14 protein-coding genes are annotated in these 15284 nt (G+C 75.0%); 8 read left to right on the plus strand and 6 right to left on the minus strand.

Features of this window, described 5'->3' with window-relative positions; translation table 11 throughout:
• The first annotated feature begins 30 nt into the window (after positions 1-30).
• From ABT014_RS17995 to ABT014_RS18015, 5 genes are all read left to right on the plus strand, one after another.
• Positions 31-990 carry an ABC transporter ATP-binding protein gene (locus ABT014_RS17995; RefSeq protein ID WP_350639818.1) on the plus strand — a complete coding sequence of 320 codons (960 nt, stop codon included), beginning with the start codon at positions 31-33 and terminating at the stop codon, positions 988-990.
• Between the two features lie 110 nt (positions 991-1100).
• Positions 1101-2270 carry a glycosyltransferase family 2 protein gene (locus ABT014_RS18000; protein ID WP_350639820.1) on the plus strand — a complete coding sequence of 390 codons (1170 nt, stop codon included), beginning with the start codon at positions 1101-1103 and terminating at the stop codon, positions 2268-2270.
• Positions 2271-2275: 5 nt separating this feature from the next.
• Complete coding sequence (locus ABT014_RS18005) at positions 2276-3568, plus strand: nucleotide sugar dehydrogenase (RefSeq protein ID WP_350639927.1); 1293 nt, start codon at positions 2276-2278, stop codon at positions 3566-3568.
• Positions 3569-3604: 36 nt separating this feature from the next.
• Positions 3605-4918, plus strand: coding sequence for a DUF445 domain-containing protein (locus tag ABT014_RS18010; RefSeq protein WP_350639822.1), 1314 nt, complete (start codon positions 3605-3607; stop codon positions 4916-4918).
• Between the two features lie 108 nt (positions 4919-5026).
• A complete protein-coding gene (locus ABT014_RS18015) occupies positions 5027-6076 on the plus strand; it encodes an adenosine deaminase (protein WP_502895007.1) in 1050 nt (349 codons plus the stop codon).
• A 52-nt stretch (positions 6077-6128) separates the two neighbouring features.
• On the opposite strand, the gene ABT014_RS18020 is transcribed toward ABT014_RS18015, so the two are convergent.
• From ABT014_RS18020 to ABT014_RS18035, 4 genes are all read right to left on the minus strand, one after another.
• Entirely contained in the window at positions 6129-6821 is a 693-nt protein-coding gene (locus ABT014_RS18020; RefSeq protein ID WP_350639826.1) for a YidC/Oxa1 family membrane protein insertase, read from the minus strand.
• A gap of 98 nt (positions 6822-6919) precedes the next feature.
• Positions 6920-7213 carry a DUF6412 domain-containing protein gene (locus tag ABT014_RS18025; RefSeq protein ID WP_350639828.1) on the minus strand — a complete coding sequence of 98 codons (294 nt, stop codon included), beginning with the start codon at positions 7211-7213 and terminating at the stop codon, positions 6920-6922.
• A 167-nt stretch (positions 7214-7380) separates the two neighbouring features.
• Entirely contained in the window at positions 7381-8451 is a 1071-nt protein-coding gene (locus tag ABT014_RS18030) for a Gfo/Idh/MocA family oxidoreductase (RefSeq protein ID WP_350639830.1), read from the minus strand.
• A 36-nt stretch (positions 8452-8487) separates the two neighbouring features.
• Positions 8488-9498: a lytic polysaccharide monooxygenase auxiliary activity family 9 protein gene (locus tag ABT014_RS18035; RefSeq protein ID WP_350639832.1), complete on the minus strand. Its 1011-nt coding sequence runs from the start codon at positions 9496-9498 to the stop codon at positions 8488-8490.
• A 377-nt stretch (positions 9499-9875) separates the two neighbouring features.
• Here ABT014_RS18035 and ABT014_RS18040 point away from each other — a divergent pair, with 377 nt between their 5' ends.
• A complete protein-coding gene (locus tag ABT014_RS18040) occupies positions 9876-10655 on the plus strand; it encodes an HAD-IIA family hydrolase (protein ID WP_350639834.1) in 780 nt (259 codons plus the stop codon).
• Between the two features lie 186 nt (positions 10656-10841).
• Positions 10842-11555 carry a uracil-DNA glycosylase gene (locus ABT014_RS18045; RefSeq protein WP_350639836.1) on the plus strand — a complete coding sequence of 238 codons (714 nt, stop codon included), beginning with the start codon at positions 10842-10844 and terminating at the stop codon, positions 11553-11555.
• A 46-nt stretch (positions 11556-11601) separates the two neighbouring features.
• On the opposite strand, the gene ABT014_RS18050 is transcribed toward ABT014_RS18045, so the two are convergent.
• Positions 11602-12867 carry a polysaccharide deacetylase family protein gene (locus ABT014_RS18050; RefSeq protein WP_350639838.1) on the minus strand — a complete coding sequence of 422 codons (1266 nt, stop codon included), beginning with the start codon at positions 12865-12867 and terminating at the stop codon, positions 11602-11604.
• Positions 12868-13128: 261 nt separating this feature from the next.
• Positions 13129-13722 (minus strand): hypothetical protein, encoded by a 594-nt coding sequence (locus tag ABT014_RS18055; RefSeq protein WP_350639840.1) that lies wholly within the window; start codon positions 13720-13722, stop codon positions 13129-13131.
• A gap of 483 nt (positions 13723-14205) precedes the next feature.
• On the opposite strand from ABT014_RS18055, the gene ABT014_RS18060 reads away from it, so the two are divergent.
• Positions 14206-15261, plus strand: a complete 1056-nt coding sequence (locus ABT014_RS18060; RefSeq protein ID WP_350639842.1) for an LLM class flavin-dependent oxidoreductase — start codon at positions 14206-14208, stop codon at positions 15259-15261.
• Positions 15262-15284 lie beyond the last annotated feature (23 nt).

Consider the following 15284-nt stretch of genomic DNA (forward strand, 5'->3'; position numbering starts at 1 on the left):
CAACTGACCATCTGGACACAGGAGTCGGACATGGCACTGATCGAACTCGAGGACGTCGGGCGCAGCTTCACGGTACGCGCCCGGGCCGGCCGGCTGCGCCGGGAGAAGCGCGAGGTCCGCGCGGTGGACGGGCTGAGCTTCACGGTCGGCGCGGGCGAGTGCGTCGGCTACATCGGCCCGAACGGGGCGGGCAAGTCCACCACCATCAAGATGCTCACCGGCATCCTGGTGCCCAGCTCGGGACGGCTGCGGGTGGCGGGCGTGGACCCGGCCCGCGAGCGGACCCGGCTGGCCCAGCGGATCGGCGTGGTCTTCGGCCAGCGCACCACGCTCTGGTGGGACCTGCCGCTGCGCGACTCCTACGAACTGGCCCGCCGGATCTACCGCATCCCGGAGGCCCGGTACCGGGCCAACCTCGCCCGCTGCGTCGACCTGCTCGACCTCGGCCCGCTGCTGGACACCCCCGTCCGGCAGCTCTCGCTCGGCCAGCGGATGCGCGGCGACCTGGCGGCGGCGCTGCTGCACGACCCGCAGGTGCTCTACCTGGACGAGCCGACCATCGGCCTGGACGTGATCAGCAAGGCCAAGGTCCGGGAGTTCCTGCGCGAGGTCAACACCGACCGGGGCACCACCGTGCTGCTCACCACCCACGACCTCACCGACATCGAGCAGCTCTGCGGCCGGGTGATGGTGATCGACCACGGTCGGCTGGTCTACGACGGCGGCCTGGACGGGCTGCACGCGGCCGGGGAGAGCGAGCGCACCCTGGTGGTCGACCTGGCCGAGCCGCGGCCGGCGATCGAGGTGGCCGGGGCCCGGGTGGTGCGGGTCGAGGGACCGCGGCAGTGGCTGGCCTTCCCCGCCCAGGAGAGTGCGGCCCCGCTGCTGGCGGCGGTGGCGGCCCGCTACCCGCTGGTCGACCTGTCCGTGCGCGAACCGGCGATCGAGGACGTGATCGCCCGGATGTACGCGGAGGTGGCGATCGGCTGACCGCAGGGCGTCCGGGGCGCGGTGGCCCTGGCCCGTTGGAGTGATCGTGGTGACCGGGACCGGGCCGGGCCCGTTGTCACCTGGTGACTGCGCCGCCGCGTGAGGATTCGATGACCGTAGCCGATGTCAGCGTCGTGATCGCCGTCCACGACGCCGCCCCGCACCTGGCGGACTGCCTGGCCTCGCTGGCCGGGCAGTCCATCGGCGCCGGACGGGCCGAGGTGGTGGCGGTCGACCTGCGCCCGAGCGGCGGCGAGCAGCTGCGGCGGTTCGCCGCGCGCTACCCCGGCCGGTGCGTGCTCCTCGGGCCGGCCGACGCGGCGGGCGGCCCCGGGCACCCGCTCGACCTGGCCACCGCGCACGCCCGCGGCCGGTACCTGCTGCGCCTCGGCGCGGACCAGCGGCTCGACACCGAGGCACTGGAGCGGCTGGTGGACGCCGCCGACCGGTGGTCCTCCGATGTGCTGCTGGCCCGTACGGCCGGCGAGCCGGCGAGGGGCCTGCGGGCCGCGACCGCCGCGCGGGTGGCCTTCGCCGACCCGGCGCCGGCCGGGGGGAGCGGCGGCGCGCTGCTGCTGCGCCGCGAGCTGGTCGTCCGGCACGGCCTGCGCCGGCGACCGGACCTGCCGGCCCTGGCGGAGCAGCCGTTCGCGGTGGCGGCGCTGCTGCTCGCCCGGCGGATCTCGGTGCTGGCCGACCACGAGCACGTCCATCCGGTGCCCGGCCCGGCGGGCCCCCCGGACCTGCGGGAGGAGCTGCGCGCGGTCCGGGCCGTCCAGGAGCTGGTCGAGCGGGCCGGCCCGGGGCCGGCGCGCGAGGCGATCCGCCGCCGGCACTTCGGCCGGGACCTGCCGCGCCTGCTGCGGCCGCCGTTCCTCGCGCTGACCGCGCCGGACCAGGAGGACCTGCTGCGGGAGGTCGGCCGCCTGGTCGACCGGCACTGCTCGCCGGGCCTGTTCGTCCGGTTGCCGGTCGCCGCCCGGCTGCGCCTGGCCCTCGCCCGGCGCGGCGAGCGGGCCGCGCTGTGCGGCCTGATCGCGTACGAGGCGGTGCACGGGACGCCGCCGGCGGTCCGGCGCGCCGGGCGCAGCTACGCCGGGTACCCGGTCTTCCGGGACGCCCGGCTCGGCCTGCCCGACGCGCTCTTCGAACTTCCCGGGGGCCCCGCCGTGCGGCCGCCGGGGTGGCGCCGACTGGTGCCGCGCCGGGTCCGGCGCAGCGCACGCGGGTGGCGCCGGGCCTGGCGGGACGCCCGGCCGGTGAAGGCGGCAGGGAGCTGAACATGATGGACATCTGCGTGGTGGGCCTGGGCAGGGCCGGGCTGCCGCTGGCGGTGCGGTGCGCGTCGAAGGGCCATCTGGTCACCGGGGCGGACACCGCGCCCGAGGTGGTGGCCGCGGTGGCGGCGGGCCGGCCGCCGTTCGCGGGTGAGGCGGACCTGGCCGAGCTGCTCGCCGAGGTGGTCGCGGACGGCCGGCTGCGGGCCACCACCGACACCGCGGCGGCGGCGGCCGGCGCGGCGGCGATCGTGATCACGGCGCCGCTGCCCACCGACGAGGACGGCGAGCCCGACTTCTCGGTGCTGGACGCGGTCACCGACGCGGTGGCGGGCGGCCTGCGGCGGGCGGCCCTGGTGAGTTACGAGACCGCGCTGCCGGTCGGCACCGTCCGGGGCCGCTTCGCGCGCCGGCTGGAGGCCGGCTCCGGGCTGGTGGCCGGCCGGGACTTCGCCCTGGTGTTCAGCCCGGAGCGGGTCCGCGCCGGGCGGGTGCTGGCCGACCTGCGGTGCAACCCCAAGCTGGTGGGCGGGATCGACGAGGGCTCCACCGAGCAGGGCGCGGAGTTCTACCGGGCGGTGCTGGACTTCGACCCGCGCCCCGACCTGGAGCGGCCGAACGGTGTGTGGCCGCTGGACTCGGCGGAGGCCGCCGAGTTCGCCAGGCTCGCCGGGAGCACCTACCGGGACGTCAACATCGCCCTGGCCAACCAGTTCGCCCGGTACGCGGACCGGGTCGGGGTCGACCTGGCCCGGGTGATCGAGGCCTGCAACTCGCAGCCGTCCAGCCATCTGCACCGGCCCGGCATCGCGGTCGGCGGCCACCGGGTGCCGGTCCACCCGCGGCTCTACCTGTGGAACGACCCGCACGCCACCGTGGTCCGGGCCGCCCGGGAGGCCAACGAGGCGGTGCCGGCGTACGCGGTCGGCCTGCTGGAGGGGGCGCTCGGCCCGCTGGCCGGGGTCGGGGTGGGGGTGCTCGGGGCCGCGTACCGGGGCGGGGTGCGGCGCACCGCCCGCTCCGGGGTCTTCCCGCTGGTCGAGGCGCTCCGGGCGGCCGGCGCCCGGCCGTACGTCAGCGATCCGCTGTACGGGCCGGAGGAGCTGGCGGCGCTCGGGCTGCCCGCGGACGAGGGGAAGCCGGTGAGCGCGCTGGTGGTGCAGGCGGACCACCCCGAGTACCGGGAGCTCGGCTCGGTCGACCACCCGGCGGTGCGGGTGCTGCTGGACGGCCGGGGCGTCACCGATCCGGCCCGCTGGGAGGGCGTGCGGCGGATCGTGCTGGGCGGTGGCGGGGTCTGAGGCCCGTCGCGGCGGCCGGCGGGGCAGACTGTCGGGGTGACCCTTGATCAGAGTGCGGGCCAGGCCGAGCCGCCCCGGCGCGCCCCCGGAGTGAGCTTCACGGCCGCGGACGAGGAGAAGCGCCGGGGCGTGCGGCGGATGAAGACCATCGCGACCGGCCTGCTGGCCCTCGCCACCCTGGTGTTCGCGCTGGCCACCTGGGCGGACGCGGCCGGCGCCGGTGCCTGGGCGGGCTACCTGGCGGCCGCCGCCGAGGCGGGCATGGTCGGTGCGCTGGCGGACTGGTTCGCGGTGACCGCGCTGTTCCGCCGCCCGTTCGGGCTGCCCATCCCGCACACCGCGATCATCCCCACCAAGAAGGACGCCTTCGGCCGTTCGCTGGGCGACTTCGTCGGGGACAACTTCCTCTCCGCGCCGGTGGTCCGGGCCCGGTTGGGTTCGATCGGGATCGCCCGCCGGCTCGGCGAGTGGCTGGCCGCGCCCGGCAGCGCCGAGCGGGTCACCCGGGAGGCGGCGGCAGCGCTGCGCGGCGTGCTGGCGGTGCTGCGCGACGAGGACGTGCAGGCGGTGGTCGCCGAGGCGGTCACCCGCCGGGCCGCCGCCACCTCGGTCGCCGAGCCCGCCGGCCGGCTGCTGGCCAAGGTGGTCGGCGACGGCGGGCACCACGGGGTGGTGGACCTGATCACCGTCCGGGCGCACGACTGGCTGACCGAGCACCACGAGGACGTGGTGCGGCGGGTCACCGCGAAGACCCCGGGGTGGACGCCGAAGTTCGTCGACCACCAGGTCGGCGAGCGGGTCTACAAGGAGCTGCTGCGCTTCGTCACCGACATCCGCGACGACCCGCAGCACGCCGCCCGGGGCGCCGTCGACAACTTCCTGGCGGACTTCGCGGTCGAGCTCCAGCACGACCCGGACACCATCGCCCGGGTCGAGCGGGCCAAGACCGAACTGCTCGCCCGGGACGAGGTGCAGGACCTGATCGCCTCCACCTGGACGGCCGTGCGGACGCTGGTGCTCACCGCCGCCGAGGACGAGGACAGCGAGCTGCGGCAGCGGATCCGGGACGGGCTGCGCCGCCTCGGCCGGCGGCTGGCCACCGACACCCGGCTCCAGGAGAAGGCCGACGGCTGGCTGCAGGACGCCGCGCAGTACGTGGTGGAGACCTACCGCGAGGAGATCACCTCGCTGATCTCGGACACGGTGGCCGGCTGGGACGCGGCCGACGCCTCCCGCAAGATCGAGGCCAATGTCGGGCGTGACCTGCAGTTCATCCGGATCAACGGCACGGTGGTGGGCGCGTTGGCCGGCCTGCTGATCCACACGGTGGCGGTGGCGGCGGGCGGCTGACCGGCCGGGGCGGCCGCGGTGCGGGGCGGGGCGGAGCGGGGCGGAGCGGTGCGGGGCGGAGCGGGGCCCGAAGATCCGTACGATGAACCGGACAGGTTCGGCAGAGCGATGAAGGAGCGTCCGGTGGCTGAGGAGAAGAGCGGGATCGAGGCGTTCATCGCCGGGATGCCCAAGGCCGAGCTGCACGTCCACCACGTCGGTTCCGCCTCGCCGCGGGTGGTGGCCGAGCTCGCCGCCCGGCACGAGGGCCGGACCAAGGTGCCGCTGGACCCGGCCGCGCTGGCCGACTACTTCACCTTCACCGACTTCGCGCACTTCATCGAGGTGTACCTGAGCGTGGTCGACCTGATCCGGGACGCCGAGGACGTCCGGGCGCTGACCTACGGCGTGGCCGAGGACATGGCCCGCCAGCAGATCCGGTACGCCGAGCTCACCGTCACGCCGTACTCCTCGGTCAGCCGCGGCATCCCGGACGTGGCCTTCATGGAGGCCATCGAGGACGCCCGCAAGGCCGCCGAGAAGGAGCTCGGGGTGGTGCTGCGGTGGTGCTTCGACATCCCCGGCGAGGCCGGTCTGGCCGCCGCCGAGGAGACCGCCCGGCTGGCCGTCGACCTGGCCCCGGAGGGCCTGGTCAGCTTCGGCCTCGGCGGTCCGGAGATCGGGGTGCCGCGCCCGCAGTTCAAGCCGTACTTCGACCGGGCCCGCGCGGCGGGCCTGCGCAGCGTCCCGCACGCCGGTGAGACCACCGGCCCCGAGACGGTCTGGGACGCCCTGCGGGTGCTGGGCGCCGAGCGGATCGGCCACGGCACCCAGGCGGTCCAGGACCGGGCCCTGCTCGACCACCTCGGCGAGCACCGGATCGCGCTGGAGGTCTGCCCGACCTCCAACATCGCCACCCGGGCGGTGGAGCGGATCGAGGAGCACCCGATCCGGCAGATGGTCGACGCCGGGCTGCTGGTCACCGTCAACAGCGACGACCCGCCGATGTTCGGCACCGACCTCAACACCGAGTACGCGGTCGCGGCCCGGCTGCTCGACCTGGACGAGTCCGGGGTCGCCGCGCTGGCCAGGAACGCCGTCGAGGCGTCCTTCCTGGACCAGGCCGGCAAGGCACGGCTGACCGCCGAGATCGACGCGCACCTGGCCGCCTGGCGCTGAGCCGGCGGCGCTCCCCGGCCGGCACCCAAGGGCTGCCGGCCGGGACAACAACCTAGGCCGCCTTGGCGAGCACCGCCGGGACCGGCGCCGGGGCGTCGCGGTGCAGCCAGGCGCGCTCGGCCACCGTCCAGGCGGTGGTGGTGAGCAGGTAGAGCCCGGCCGCCAGCGGCACGACGGCCGCGAACAGCACGGTCAGGAAGGACAGGTACGGCGCGAACGCCGTACCGGGCGCCGTGGAGCCCGCGGAGAGCCGGCGTGCGCGCCGGAAGGAGGCGTAGCCGACCGCGCCGAGCGCCGCGTACAGCGCTCCGAAGACCAGGAACTGCCCCGGGCCGTGCGCCGCGTTCAGGTGCAGGCCGAGCGGGGTGCCGAACAGGGTGTGCTCCAGCAGGTCGTTGTGGCCGGTGAACAGCCGGTACATCACCGAGAAGAACGGGACCTGCACCAGCATCGGCAGGCAGCCCGCCAGCGGTGAGGCCTTCTCGGTCCGGTAGAGCTCGGCCATCGCGGCCTGGAGCTTCTCCGGCTTGCCCTTGTGCTTGCGGTTGAGTTCGGCGACCTGCGGCGCCAGCCGCATCCGGCTCTTCTCGCCGCGGGCCGCGGCCCGCGCGAGCGGGTGCAGCGCCAGCCGGACGGCGACGGTGAACAGCACGATGGCGAGCGCGGTCGGCATCACCTGGGCGAGCGTGGAGACGAGGTCGTGGGCCAGCCGGACGGCCGGGTCGAGCACGGCGAAAAGGGACATGGGGAGCGAGCCCTCCGAGGGTCTCTGGGATCATCGATGACGGCGGAGGGCGGCCGCGCGGGGCCGGGGCGCACGGTGGGCACCGGGGTGGTGAGGGGTTACGCGGCCGCCGGGGCCGCGCCGGGCGCCCTGGGGCGGCGACGGCCGCGGGCGTCCGGATCACGCTGGGGGAGGAAGGCCGTCCGGTACGCGCGGCGGCGCAGCACCCCGCTGCGGACGGCGGCCGGGGCCCGGGCCCCGAGCAGCCGGGCGGCGGCCAGGGTGCCGGCGACGGCACCCGAGACCAACACCACGGCGGCGGCCGCGGCGGCGACCGTCAGCCCGGGGGAGCCGGTGAGCAGGTCACCGGTCAGCAGCCGGACCAGCCCGAGCAGCACGGTGAGCAAGGACATCGCCGTACCTCCTTCTCGGGTCGGGGCGCGGACGGCGCCCGGCGAGGTGTGCCGGGGCCGGTGCGCTGCGGATCGTCCTCTTCGAATGTGCGGTACCCGGGTGGCCGGACGCCACCTTCCGGCGTGTGACGCGGGTCACCCGGGCCGTGGGGGCCTCGCGGTGGGGCTCAGCCGAGCGGGACCACCGAGCGGGTGGTGTCGGAGGTGCGGGCGGCCTCCAGGACGGTGAGGGCGGCGACGGCGTCGCGCGGGTCGACCGGCGGCGGGGCGCCGGTGGCGAGCGAGGCGGCGATGCCCGCGTAGTAGGCGGGGTAGTCGCCGGGGTCGGTGGCGAGCGGCGAGGACTCCTCGTCGGTGCCCAGGCTGCCGTACCCGGCCGGGACGTCGGCGCCCCACGGGGTGCCGTCGCCGGGGCGGCGGCCGGCCCGCAGGTCGGCCTCCTGCGGGTCCATGCCGGACTTCACGTAGCCGGCCGCGTCGCCGAGCACCCGCAGCCGGGGGCCGCCGAGCGGGGCGATCGCGCTGGTCCACAGGTGGGAGCGGACGCCGCCGGCGTGGGTGAGCGCGAGGAAGGCGTCGTCGTCGACGACCGCGCCGTCCCGGCGGGTGTCGATCTCCGCGTAGACCGACTCGACCGGGCCGAACAGGGTGATCGCCTGGTCGACCAGGTGGCTGCCCAGGTCGTAGAGGGTGCCGCCGACCTCGGCCGGGTCGGCCAGCTCGCGCCAGCCCGCCTTGGGCTTCGGGCGGTAGCGCTCGAACCGGGACTCGAAGCGGTGCACCCGGCCGAGCGCGCCCTCCTCGACCAGCCGGCGGACGGTGAGGAAGTCACCGTCCCAGCGGCGGTTCTGGAACACCGAGAGCAGGGTGCCGGCCTGCTCGGCCTGCTCGCACAGCGCGCGGGCCTCGGCGGCGGTGGCGGCGAGCGGCTTGTCGACCACGGTCGCCAGGCCGGCGGCGAGGGCCGCGCGGGCGAGCGGCACGTGGGTGCGGTTGGGGGAGGCGATCACCACCAGGTCGAGGCTGTCGGCCTCGGCGAACAGCTGCTCGGGGGTGTCCAGGGCGCGGGCGCCGGGGTGCTCGCGGTGCAGCTGGGCGCGGCGGTCGGGGTTGGCGGTGACCACCGCGTCCAGCCGCAGTCCGGGGGTGGTGGCGATCAGCGGCGCGTGGAAAGCGGAGCCGGCCAGGCCGTAGCCGATCAGGCCGACGCGGAACGGGGGGCGGGGCGTGCTGGTCATGGCCCTACTCAATCACGCCCCGCCGCTGACCCCCGGTCAGCGGGCGTGCGAGCCCGGGCGGCGCCGGCGGCGGTTGAGCACCACCACGGCGGCGCCGGCCAGCAGGAACGCGCCGCCGATCGAGCCGAGCAGGCCGGTGGCGCGGCTGCTGCCGGTCTGGGCGAGTTCGGTGCCGCCCGCCGCCGAGCCGCCCGCCCCCGTGGAGGCGCCCGCCGGTGCGGCGGCGCCCTGGGTGGTGGCGGCCGGCAGCGGCGCGGGGGCGTCGGTCGCCACCACGGGGGCGGCCGGGGCGGGTGCCCCGCCGCCCGTGCCCGGGGTGCCGGGCGCGGGGGAGGTCGGGGCCGGCTCGTGGGAGTGGGTGGCGCCGCTGCCGGGGCTCGGGGTGGGGGCGGAGCCGGCGGGGGAGCCGGAGCCGTCGAAGACCACGTCCGAGCAGGAGTAGAACGCCTCCGGGCTGTCCGAGCGCTGCCAGATCGCGTAGACCAGCTGGCGGCCCGTGCGGCCGGCCGGGATCCGGCCGGGCAGCACGTACTGGCCGTCCGACACGGTGGGGTCGGTGACGGTCAGGAACGGCGTGCTCTCCAGGTCGGACCAGCGCAGCGGCCGGGCCGGGTCGTACTGCGCGTTGGTCAGGAAGAGCTGGAAGGTGCCGCGGTGCTGCGCCGTCACGTGGTAGCGGAAGGTGAAGTCGGCGCCGGAGGTGAGGTTGGTGGCCGGCCAGTCGGCGCGGGGCAGGTCCAGGCCGGCGAACTCGGCGCCGCCCGCGCTGCACAGCTTGCCGTCCGGGATGAGCTGGCGGTGCCGGCCGCCGGCGTCGCCGATCCGGACGGCGTTCCAGTCGTACATCGCCTGCGGGCCGCCGAGGGCGACGGCGGCCGCGCAGGCGGCGGACTTCGGGTGCTCGGGGCCTTCCAGGTAGCAGCCCTCGACCCGGCTGAGCGGGTTCTGCATCGAGCCGTGCGCCGAGGCGGTGCCCGCCCCCAGCGTGCCGGCGAGGGCGCAGCCGGCGAGGGCTGCGGCGGTGGCGGTGAGACGGCGGACGGGCATGGCGGAGCTCCTTCGGATGGCCCGTCCCGGGGAGGTGCGGGGAGCGGCCCGGGGGACGGTCGGGGTGGGGGCGGGAACCGGCGCGGTGCGCGGCCCCCAGACGAAGCTAGCCGGGCAGGACAGGGGGAATGACGCCTGCTCAGCGCTGTTAGGGACGCCTTAAGACACCCTTGAGGACCGGCTCGCGGGAGCGGTGGCGGGGCGCCGCGCGAGCGCCGGTACCGGTGCCGGGCCGAGGGGCCTCCCGCGGGCCCGCCCCGGGCGACTAGGCTGGTCCGCGTTGGGGCAGCCAGTGGCGCCCGGCCGGCCGACGGTGTCCGGTCCGGAGCGATGTGCAAGATCGTTCAGAGCCTTTGCAAGACCGAGGAGACACCGACGTGGCAGACCGCAAGCCCATCGAGTCGTGGCTGACCGACATGGACGGGGTGCTCATCCATGAGGGCACCCCGATCCCCGGCGCCCAGGAGTTCCTCCGCCGGCTGCGGGAGTCCGGCAAGCCGTTCCTGGTGCTGACCAACAACTCCATCTACACGCCCCGCGACCTCAGCGCCCGGCTGGCCGGGATGGGCCTGGAGGTGCCGGAGGAGTGCATCTGGACCTCCGCGCTGGCCACCGCCAAGTTCCTCAAGGGCCAGCGCCCGGGCGGCACCGCGTACGTGATCGGCGAGGCCGGTCTGACCACCGCGCTCTACCAGGCCGGGTACGTGCTGACCGACAACAACCCGGACTACGTGGTGCTGGGCGAGACCCGCACCTACAGCTTCGAGGCGCTGACCAAGGCGATCCGCCTGATCAACGGCGGGGCCAGGTTCATCTGCACCAACCCGGACGAGACCGGCCCCTCCACCGAGGGCGTGCTGCCGGCCACCGGCTCGGTCGCCGCGCTGATCACCAAGGCGACCGGGGTGGACCCGTACTTCGTCGGCAAGCCCAACCCGCTGATGATGCGTGAGGCGCTGAACACCGCGGGCGCGCACTCGGAGAGCGCCGTGATGATCGGCGACCGGATGGACACCGACATCGTGGCAGGCATGGAGGCCGGCATGGAGACGATCCTGGTGCTCACCGGCCTGACCGCGGAGACCGACGTGGAGCGCTTCCCGTACCGCCCCACCCGGGTGGTCAAGTCGATCGCGGATCTGATCGACCAGATCTGAGGCCACGCCGCCGAGGCCCCGCCACCCCGCCCCGGGGCGGTGGGGCCTCGGCCGTCCCGCCGTGCGGTGGCCGTCCGGGTGCTCGGCGCCGCGTAGTGTCGGTGCCGCTGTGTAGCGTTCGGTGTGTCGAGGAAGTCGTGCGTCGGGGCGGGCCGGTGGGCCGCCCGGCGGTGGGAGGTTGATGTCGTGACGGATGTTGCCGAGGTGGCCGTGGGTGCGGGTCTCGAGGTCCCGGAGTCCTGGCGCGAGGTGCTGGCGGAGGAGCTGGAGAAGCCCTACTTCGCCGAGCTGGCGGCCTTCGTCGCCGCGCAGCGCGCCGAGCACGAGGTCTTCCCGCCGAGCGGCCAGGAGTTCTCCGCCCTGGAGGCCACCCCGTACGACCAGGTCCGGGTGCTGGTCCTCGGGCAGGACCCGTACCACGACAACGGCCAGGCGCACGGGATGAGCTTCTCGGTGCTGCCCGGGGTGAGGACCCCGCCGTCGCTGCGCAACATGTTCAAGGAGCTGGACGCCGACCTGGGCGTCCCGGCCCCCGACAACGGCTACCTGATGCCCTGGGCCGAGCAGGGCGTGCTGCTGCTCAACGCGGTGCTCACGGTGCGCGCGCACGAGGCCAACTCGCACAAGGCCAAGGGCTGGGAGAAGTTCACCGACGCGGTGATCAAGGCGGTCAGTGCGCGGCAGGAGCCGGTGGTCTTCGTGCTCTGGGGCAACTACGCGAAGAAGAAGCTGCCGCTGATCGACACCGAGCGGCACGTGGTGGTGCAGGGGGCGCACCCGTCCCCGCTGTCGGCCAAGCTGTTCTTCGGCAGCCGGCCGTTCTCGCAGATCAACGCGGCGCTGGAGCAGTTCGGCACCGAGCCGATCGACTGGCGGGTGCCGGACCTGAACGCGAAGTAGCGCACCGGGGCCGCCCGCCGGGAGACCGGCGGGCGGCGCGGCCCGGTCAGCCCGCGGCGCCGAGGAAGCCGGCCCAGCCGCCGGCCGGCGCCTGTCCGACGCCCAGCGTGCGGAGCTTGCGCAGGGTGGACTGGTCCTGCACCTCGAGCCACTCCACCAGCTGCCGGAAGGAGACCAGCCGGACGTCCGGCTTGCCGGCGATGGTCTTGATGGTCTCCTCGACGGCGTCCATGTAGATGCCGCCGTTCCACTGCTCGAAGTGGTTGCCGATGAACAGCGGGGCGCGGTTGGTGGTGTAGGCGCGCTCGAAGCCGGCCAGGTAGCTGTCGCGCGCCTGGGTGCGCCAGTCGTTGTACTTGGCCGGGTCGCCCTTGGTGGAGCCGCCCGACTGGTTGGCGAGGATGTTGTAGTCCATCGAGAGCACCTGGAAGTTGTGCCCGGGGAACGGCATGCCCTGCAGCGGGAAGTCCCAGATCTTCCCGTCCTGGACCTTCTGCGGCCAGATCTGCAGGCCGCCCGGCGAGCTGGCGTCGTACTTCCAGCCGAGCTTGGCGGCGGTCGGCAGCAGGGCCTTCTGGCCCTCCAGGCACGGCGTGCGGCCGCCGATGAGCTCCTTGCGGTAGTCGAAGGGCAGCGGCTCGACGTCGGTGAAGCCGGTGTTGGTCCGCCACTGGGTGACGAACGAGACGGCCTGCGCGATCTCGCTCTCCCAGTCCTCCGGGGTCCACTTGTTGACGCCGTTGCCGTCCTGGCGGGTCGAGCAGAAGTGGCCGTTGAAGTGGGTGCCGATCTCGTGCCCCGCCCGCCAGGCCTCGCTGATCAGCTTGACGGTGTTCTTGACGGCGCCGGCCGACAGGTAGGGGATGTCGGAGGCGCCGGCCGGGTGCTTGGGCGGCTGGTAGAGCCCGGACTTCTCCTTGGGCAGGGTGTAGATGCCGGACAGGAAGAAGGTCATCGCGGCCTTGTTGTCCGCCGCCACCTTGAGGAAGCGGGCGAACTGGCCGTCGTCGGTGGCCCCGGCGCCGTCCCAGGAGAACACCACGAACTGCGGGGGCTGCTCGCCCGGCTTGAGCTTCTCCGGCTTGGGCTGGTTCGGCTGCGGGCCGGTGTCCGAGGTGGAGCCGTCGCCGATCGCGGTGCCCTTCGGGGACTCCTTGGCGGTGGCCGTGCCGGGGGCGGCGGAACCCTGGCTGTCCGACCCGGGCCCGGTCTTGCCGCCGGATCCGCCGCTGCTGGAACACGCGGCGACCGCTCCGAGTGCCGCGGTCGCCGCCGTGGCGCTCAGCACTGCCCTGCGCGAGATGGTGCTCATGTGGTCTCCCCTGCCGCGATGAGTCCGGCTGCCCAGCGAACCTCCGGAGAACCCACAGCCTCTCCGGAGGTCAAGTGCTAGCAAAATTGGACATTTGATCTGTATTTCAGCCCACAGGATGTCACGAGCGCCTGGGAGCGGTCAGCCTCGGGGCGCTCGCCACCAGCACACACGCCGTCCGTTCGGGCAGGGGTTCGGGTACGGCCGGCTCTGTTGCGATTCCGGGACAAAGCCCCGCAGGTAGCGGCTCCGGGACGGGACTCAGACCGCGACGGCGTGCCGCCGGCGGCGGGCCCAGCGGGCCACCGCGGTGCTGATCGCGGTCGCCGCCGCGCAGGAGACGGCCAGGCTCAGCCAGGCGGTGTCGAACCAGTGGCTGTTCAGCCAGCCGAGACTCACGATGTACGCCGCCCACAGCAGCGCCGCCAGCGCCGACCAGCGCAGGAAGCCGCCGCGCTCGGGCGAGTGCCCGACTGCGAGGTCCAGCACCGTCCGGCCGGCCGGCACGAACCTGGCGACGATCACTATCGCCGCCGCGGTCCGGCTGGAGCGCCCGGCGAAGCTCTGCTGCATCCGCTCCACGCTCGCCGCCAGCTTCGGACGGTGCGCCAGCCGGCGCTGGACCGCGGGCGCGCCGCGCCGGGCCAGATTGAGCAGCAGCAGGTCGCCGAGGAAGGACGCGATCGCCACCCCGAGCCCGAGCAGCAGCGGGGCGCCGTCCACCTGCGAGGTCCTGAGCACGGCCAGGATCACCAGGCTGCCGCTCGGCAGGAACGGCAGGAACGCGTCGCCCAGCACCGCACACAGCGCCAAGGCGCAGATCCACGACGTACCGATGAAGGTGGCGGCGTCCACGGTCGTACTCCCTCCAGACCGCCCGGGGGAGAGCAGCTAAGGGTGGTAACGCTATCGGGTCGACATTTCATGCCATGAAGCACCCCCGGTGTCGGACGTCACACCCCTCCGCGGGAACCGCGCCGGCCGGCCGGCGCGCCACCCGGCCCCGGACATGGCACGGCCCCCTGGGCCGGGGTGCCGTACCAGGGGGCCGCTGGGATCGAAGGCGCTGGTCCAGCCCATCGATCTTGCACATGGGCGCGGCACCGGTGAGTGGTCCGCGCTGATCCACAAGCCTGCCGGACGATCGGGCCGCCCGCGACCCCCGGAGGTTGGCGACTTCCCGCGCTGGCGTGAAGTCGCCAAGCGTGCCCGCCCGCTGTCGGAGGGTCAGCACCCGCCACGCCGCGCCGTCCCGCACCCGGGAACACCCGGCCGCCACCGCCGGTTGTCCCCCACCGCAAGCAGAACGGCTCCACGGTGACCAGGAGGACGCACGGCATGACCACAGCGGAAGGCGACCCGATCCGGGGCCGCACCCGGGGCACGGCCCCCGCCCCCCTGTCGATCCTCGACCTGGCCACCGTCGGCGTCGGCTCGACCCCCGGCGAGGCCCTGGCGGCCACCACCGAGCTGGCCCGCAGCGCCGAGACCTGGGGCTACCACCGGTTCTGGGTGGCCGAGCACCACGGCATGCCGGGCGTGGCCTCCTCCACCCCCGCCGTGCTGCTCGCCCACCTCGGCGCGCACACCCGCACCCTGCGCCTGGGCTCCGGCGGCGTGATGCTGCCCAACCACGCCCCGCTGGCGATCGCCGAGCAGTTCGGGCTGCTGGAGGCGCTCCACCCCGGCCGGGTCGACCTCGGGCTCGGCCGCGCCCCCGGCACCGACCCGGCGACCGCCCGGGCGCTGCGCCGCGGCGACGACGAGGGCGCCGAGGACTTCCCGCAGCGACTGGCCGAGCTGACCCACTTCCTGGACGGCGACTTCCCGGCCGGGCACCCGTACGCCGGGCTGGCCGCCGTGCCCCGCAACGCCGGGCGCCCGCCGGTCTGGCTGCTCGGCTCCTCCGGCTTCAGCGCGCAGCTGGCCGGCCGGCTCGGCCTCCCGTTCGCCTTCGCGCACCACTTCAGCGCGGCCAACACGGTGCCCGCCCTCGACCTGTACCGCTCCAGCTTCCGGCCGTCCGCGGTGCTGGCCGAGCCGTACGCGCTGATCGGCGTGAGCGCGGTGGCGGCCGAGGACGAGCAGCAGGCCCGCTTCCTGGCCCGCTCGGCCGGACTCGCCATGCTGCGCCTGCGGCAGGGCAGGCCCGGCCTGATCCCCACCCCGCAGGAGGCCGCCGACCACCCGTACAGCCCGGCCGAGGAGGACTTCCTGGACAGCTGGCTGGCCAACGTGGTGCTCGGCGCCCCCGGCCAGGTGGCGGACGGCCTGGAGGCGCTGCGCAAGCGCACCGGGGCCGACGAGCTGATGGTCACCTCGCACATCCACGGCCAGGACAACCGGCTGCGCTCCTACGGGCTGATCGCCGAGGCGTACGGCCTGACCGGCTGATCGGCTGCGTGCGCGTCCCGGGC

It is taken from the genome of Kitasatospora sp. NPDC094015 (genome assembly GCF_040304075.1).
Taxonomy (GTDB): Bacteria; Actinomycetota; Actinomycetes; order Streptomycetales; family Streptomycetaceae; genus Kitasatospora.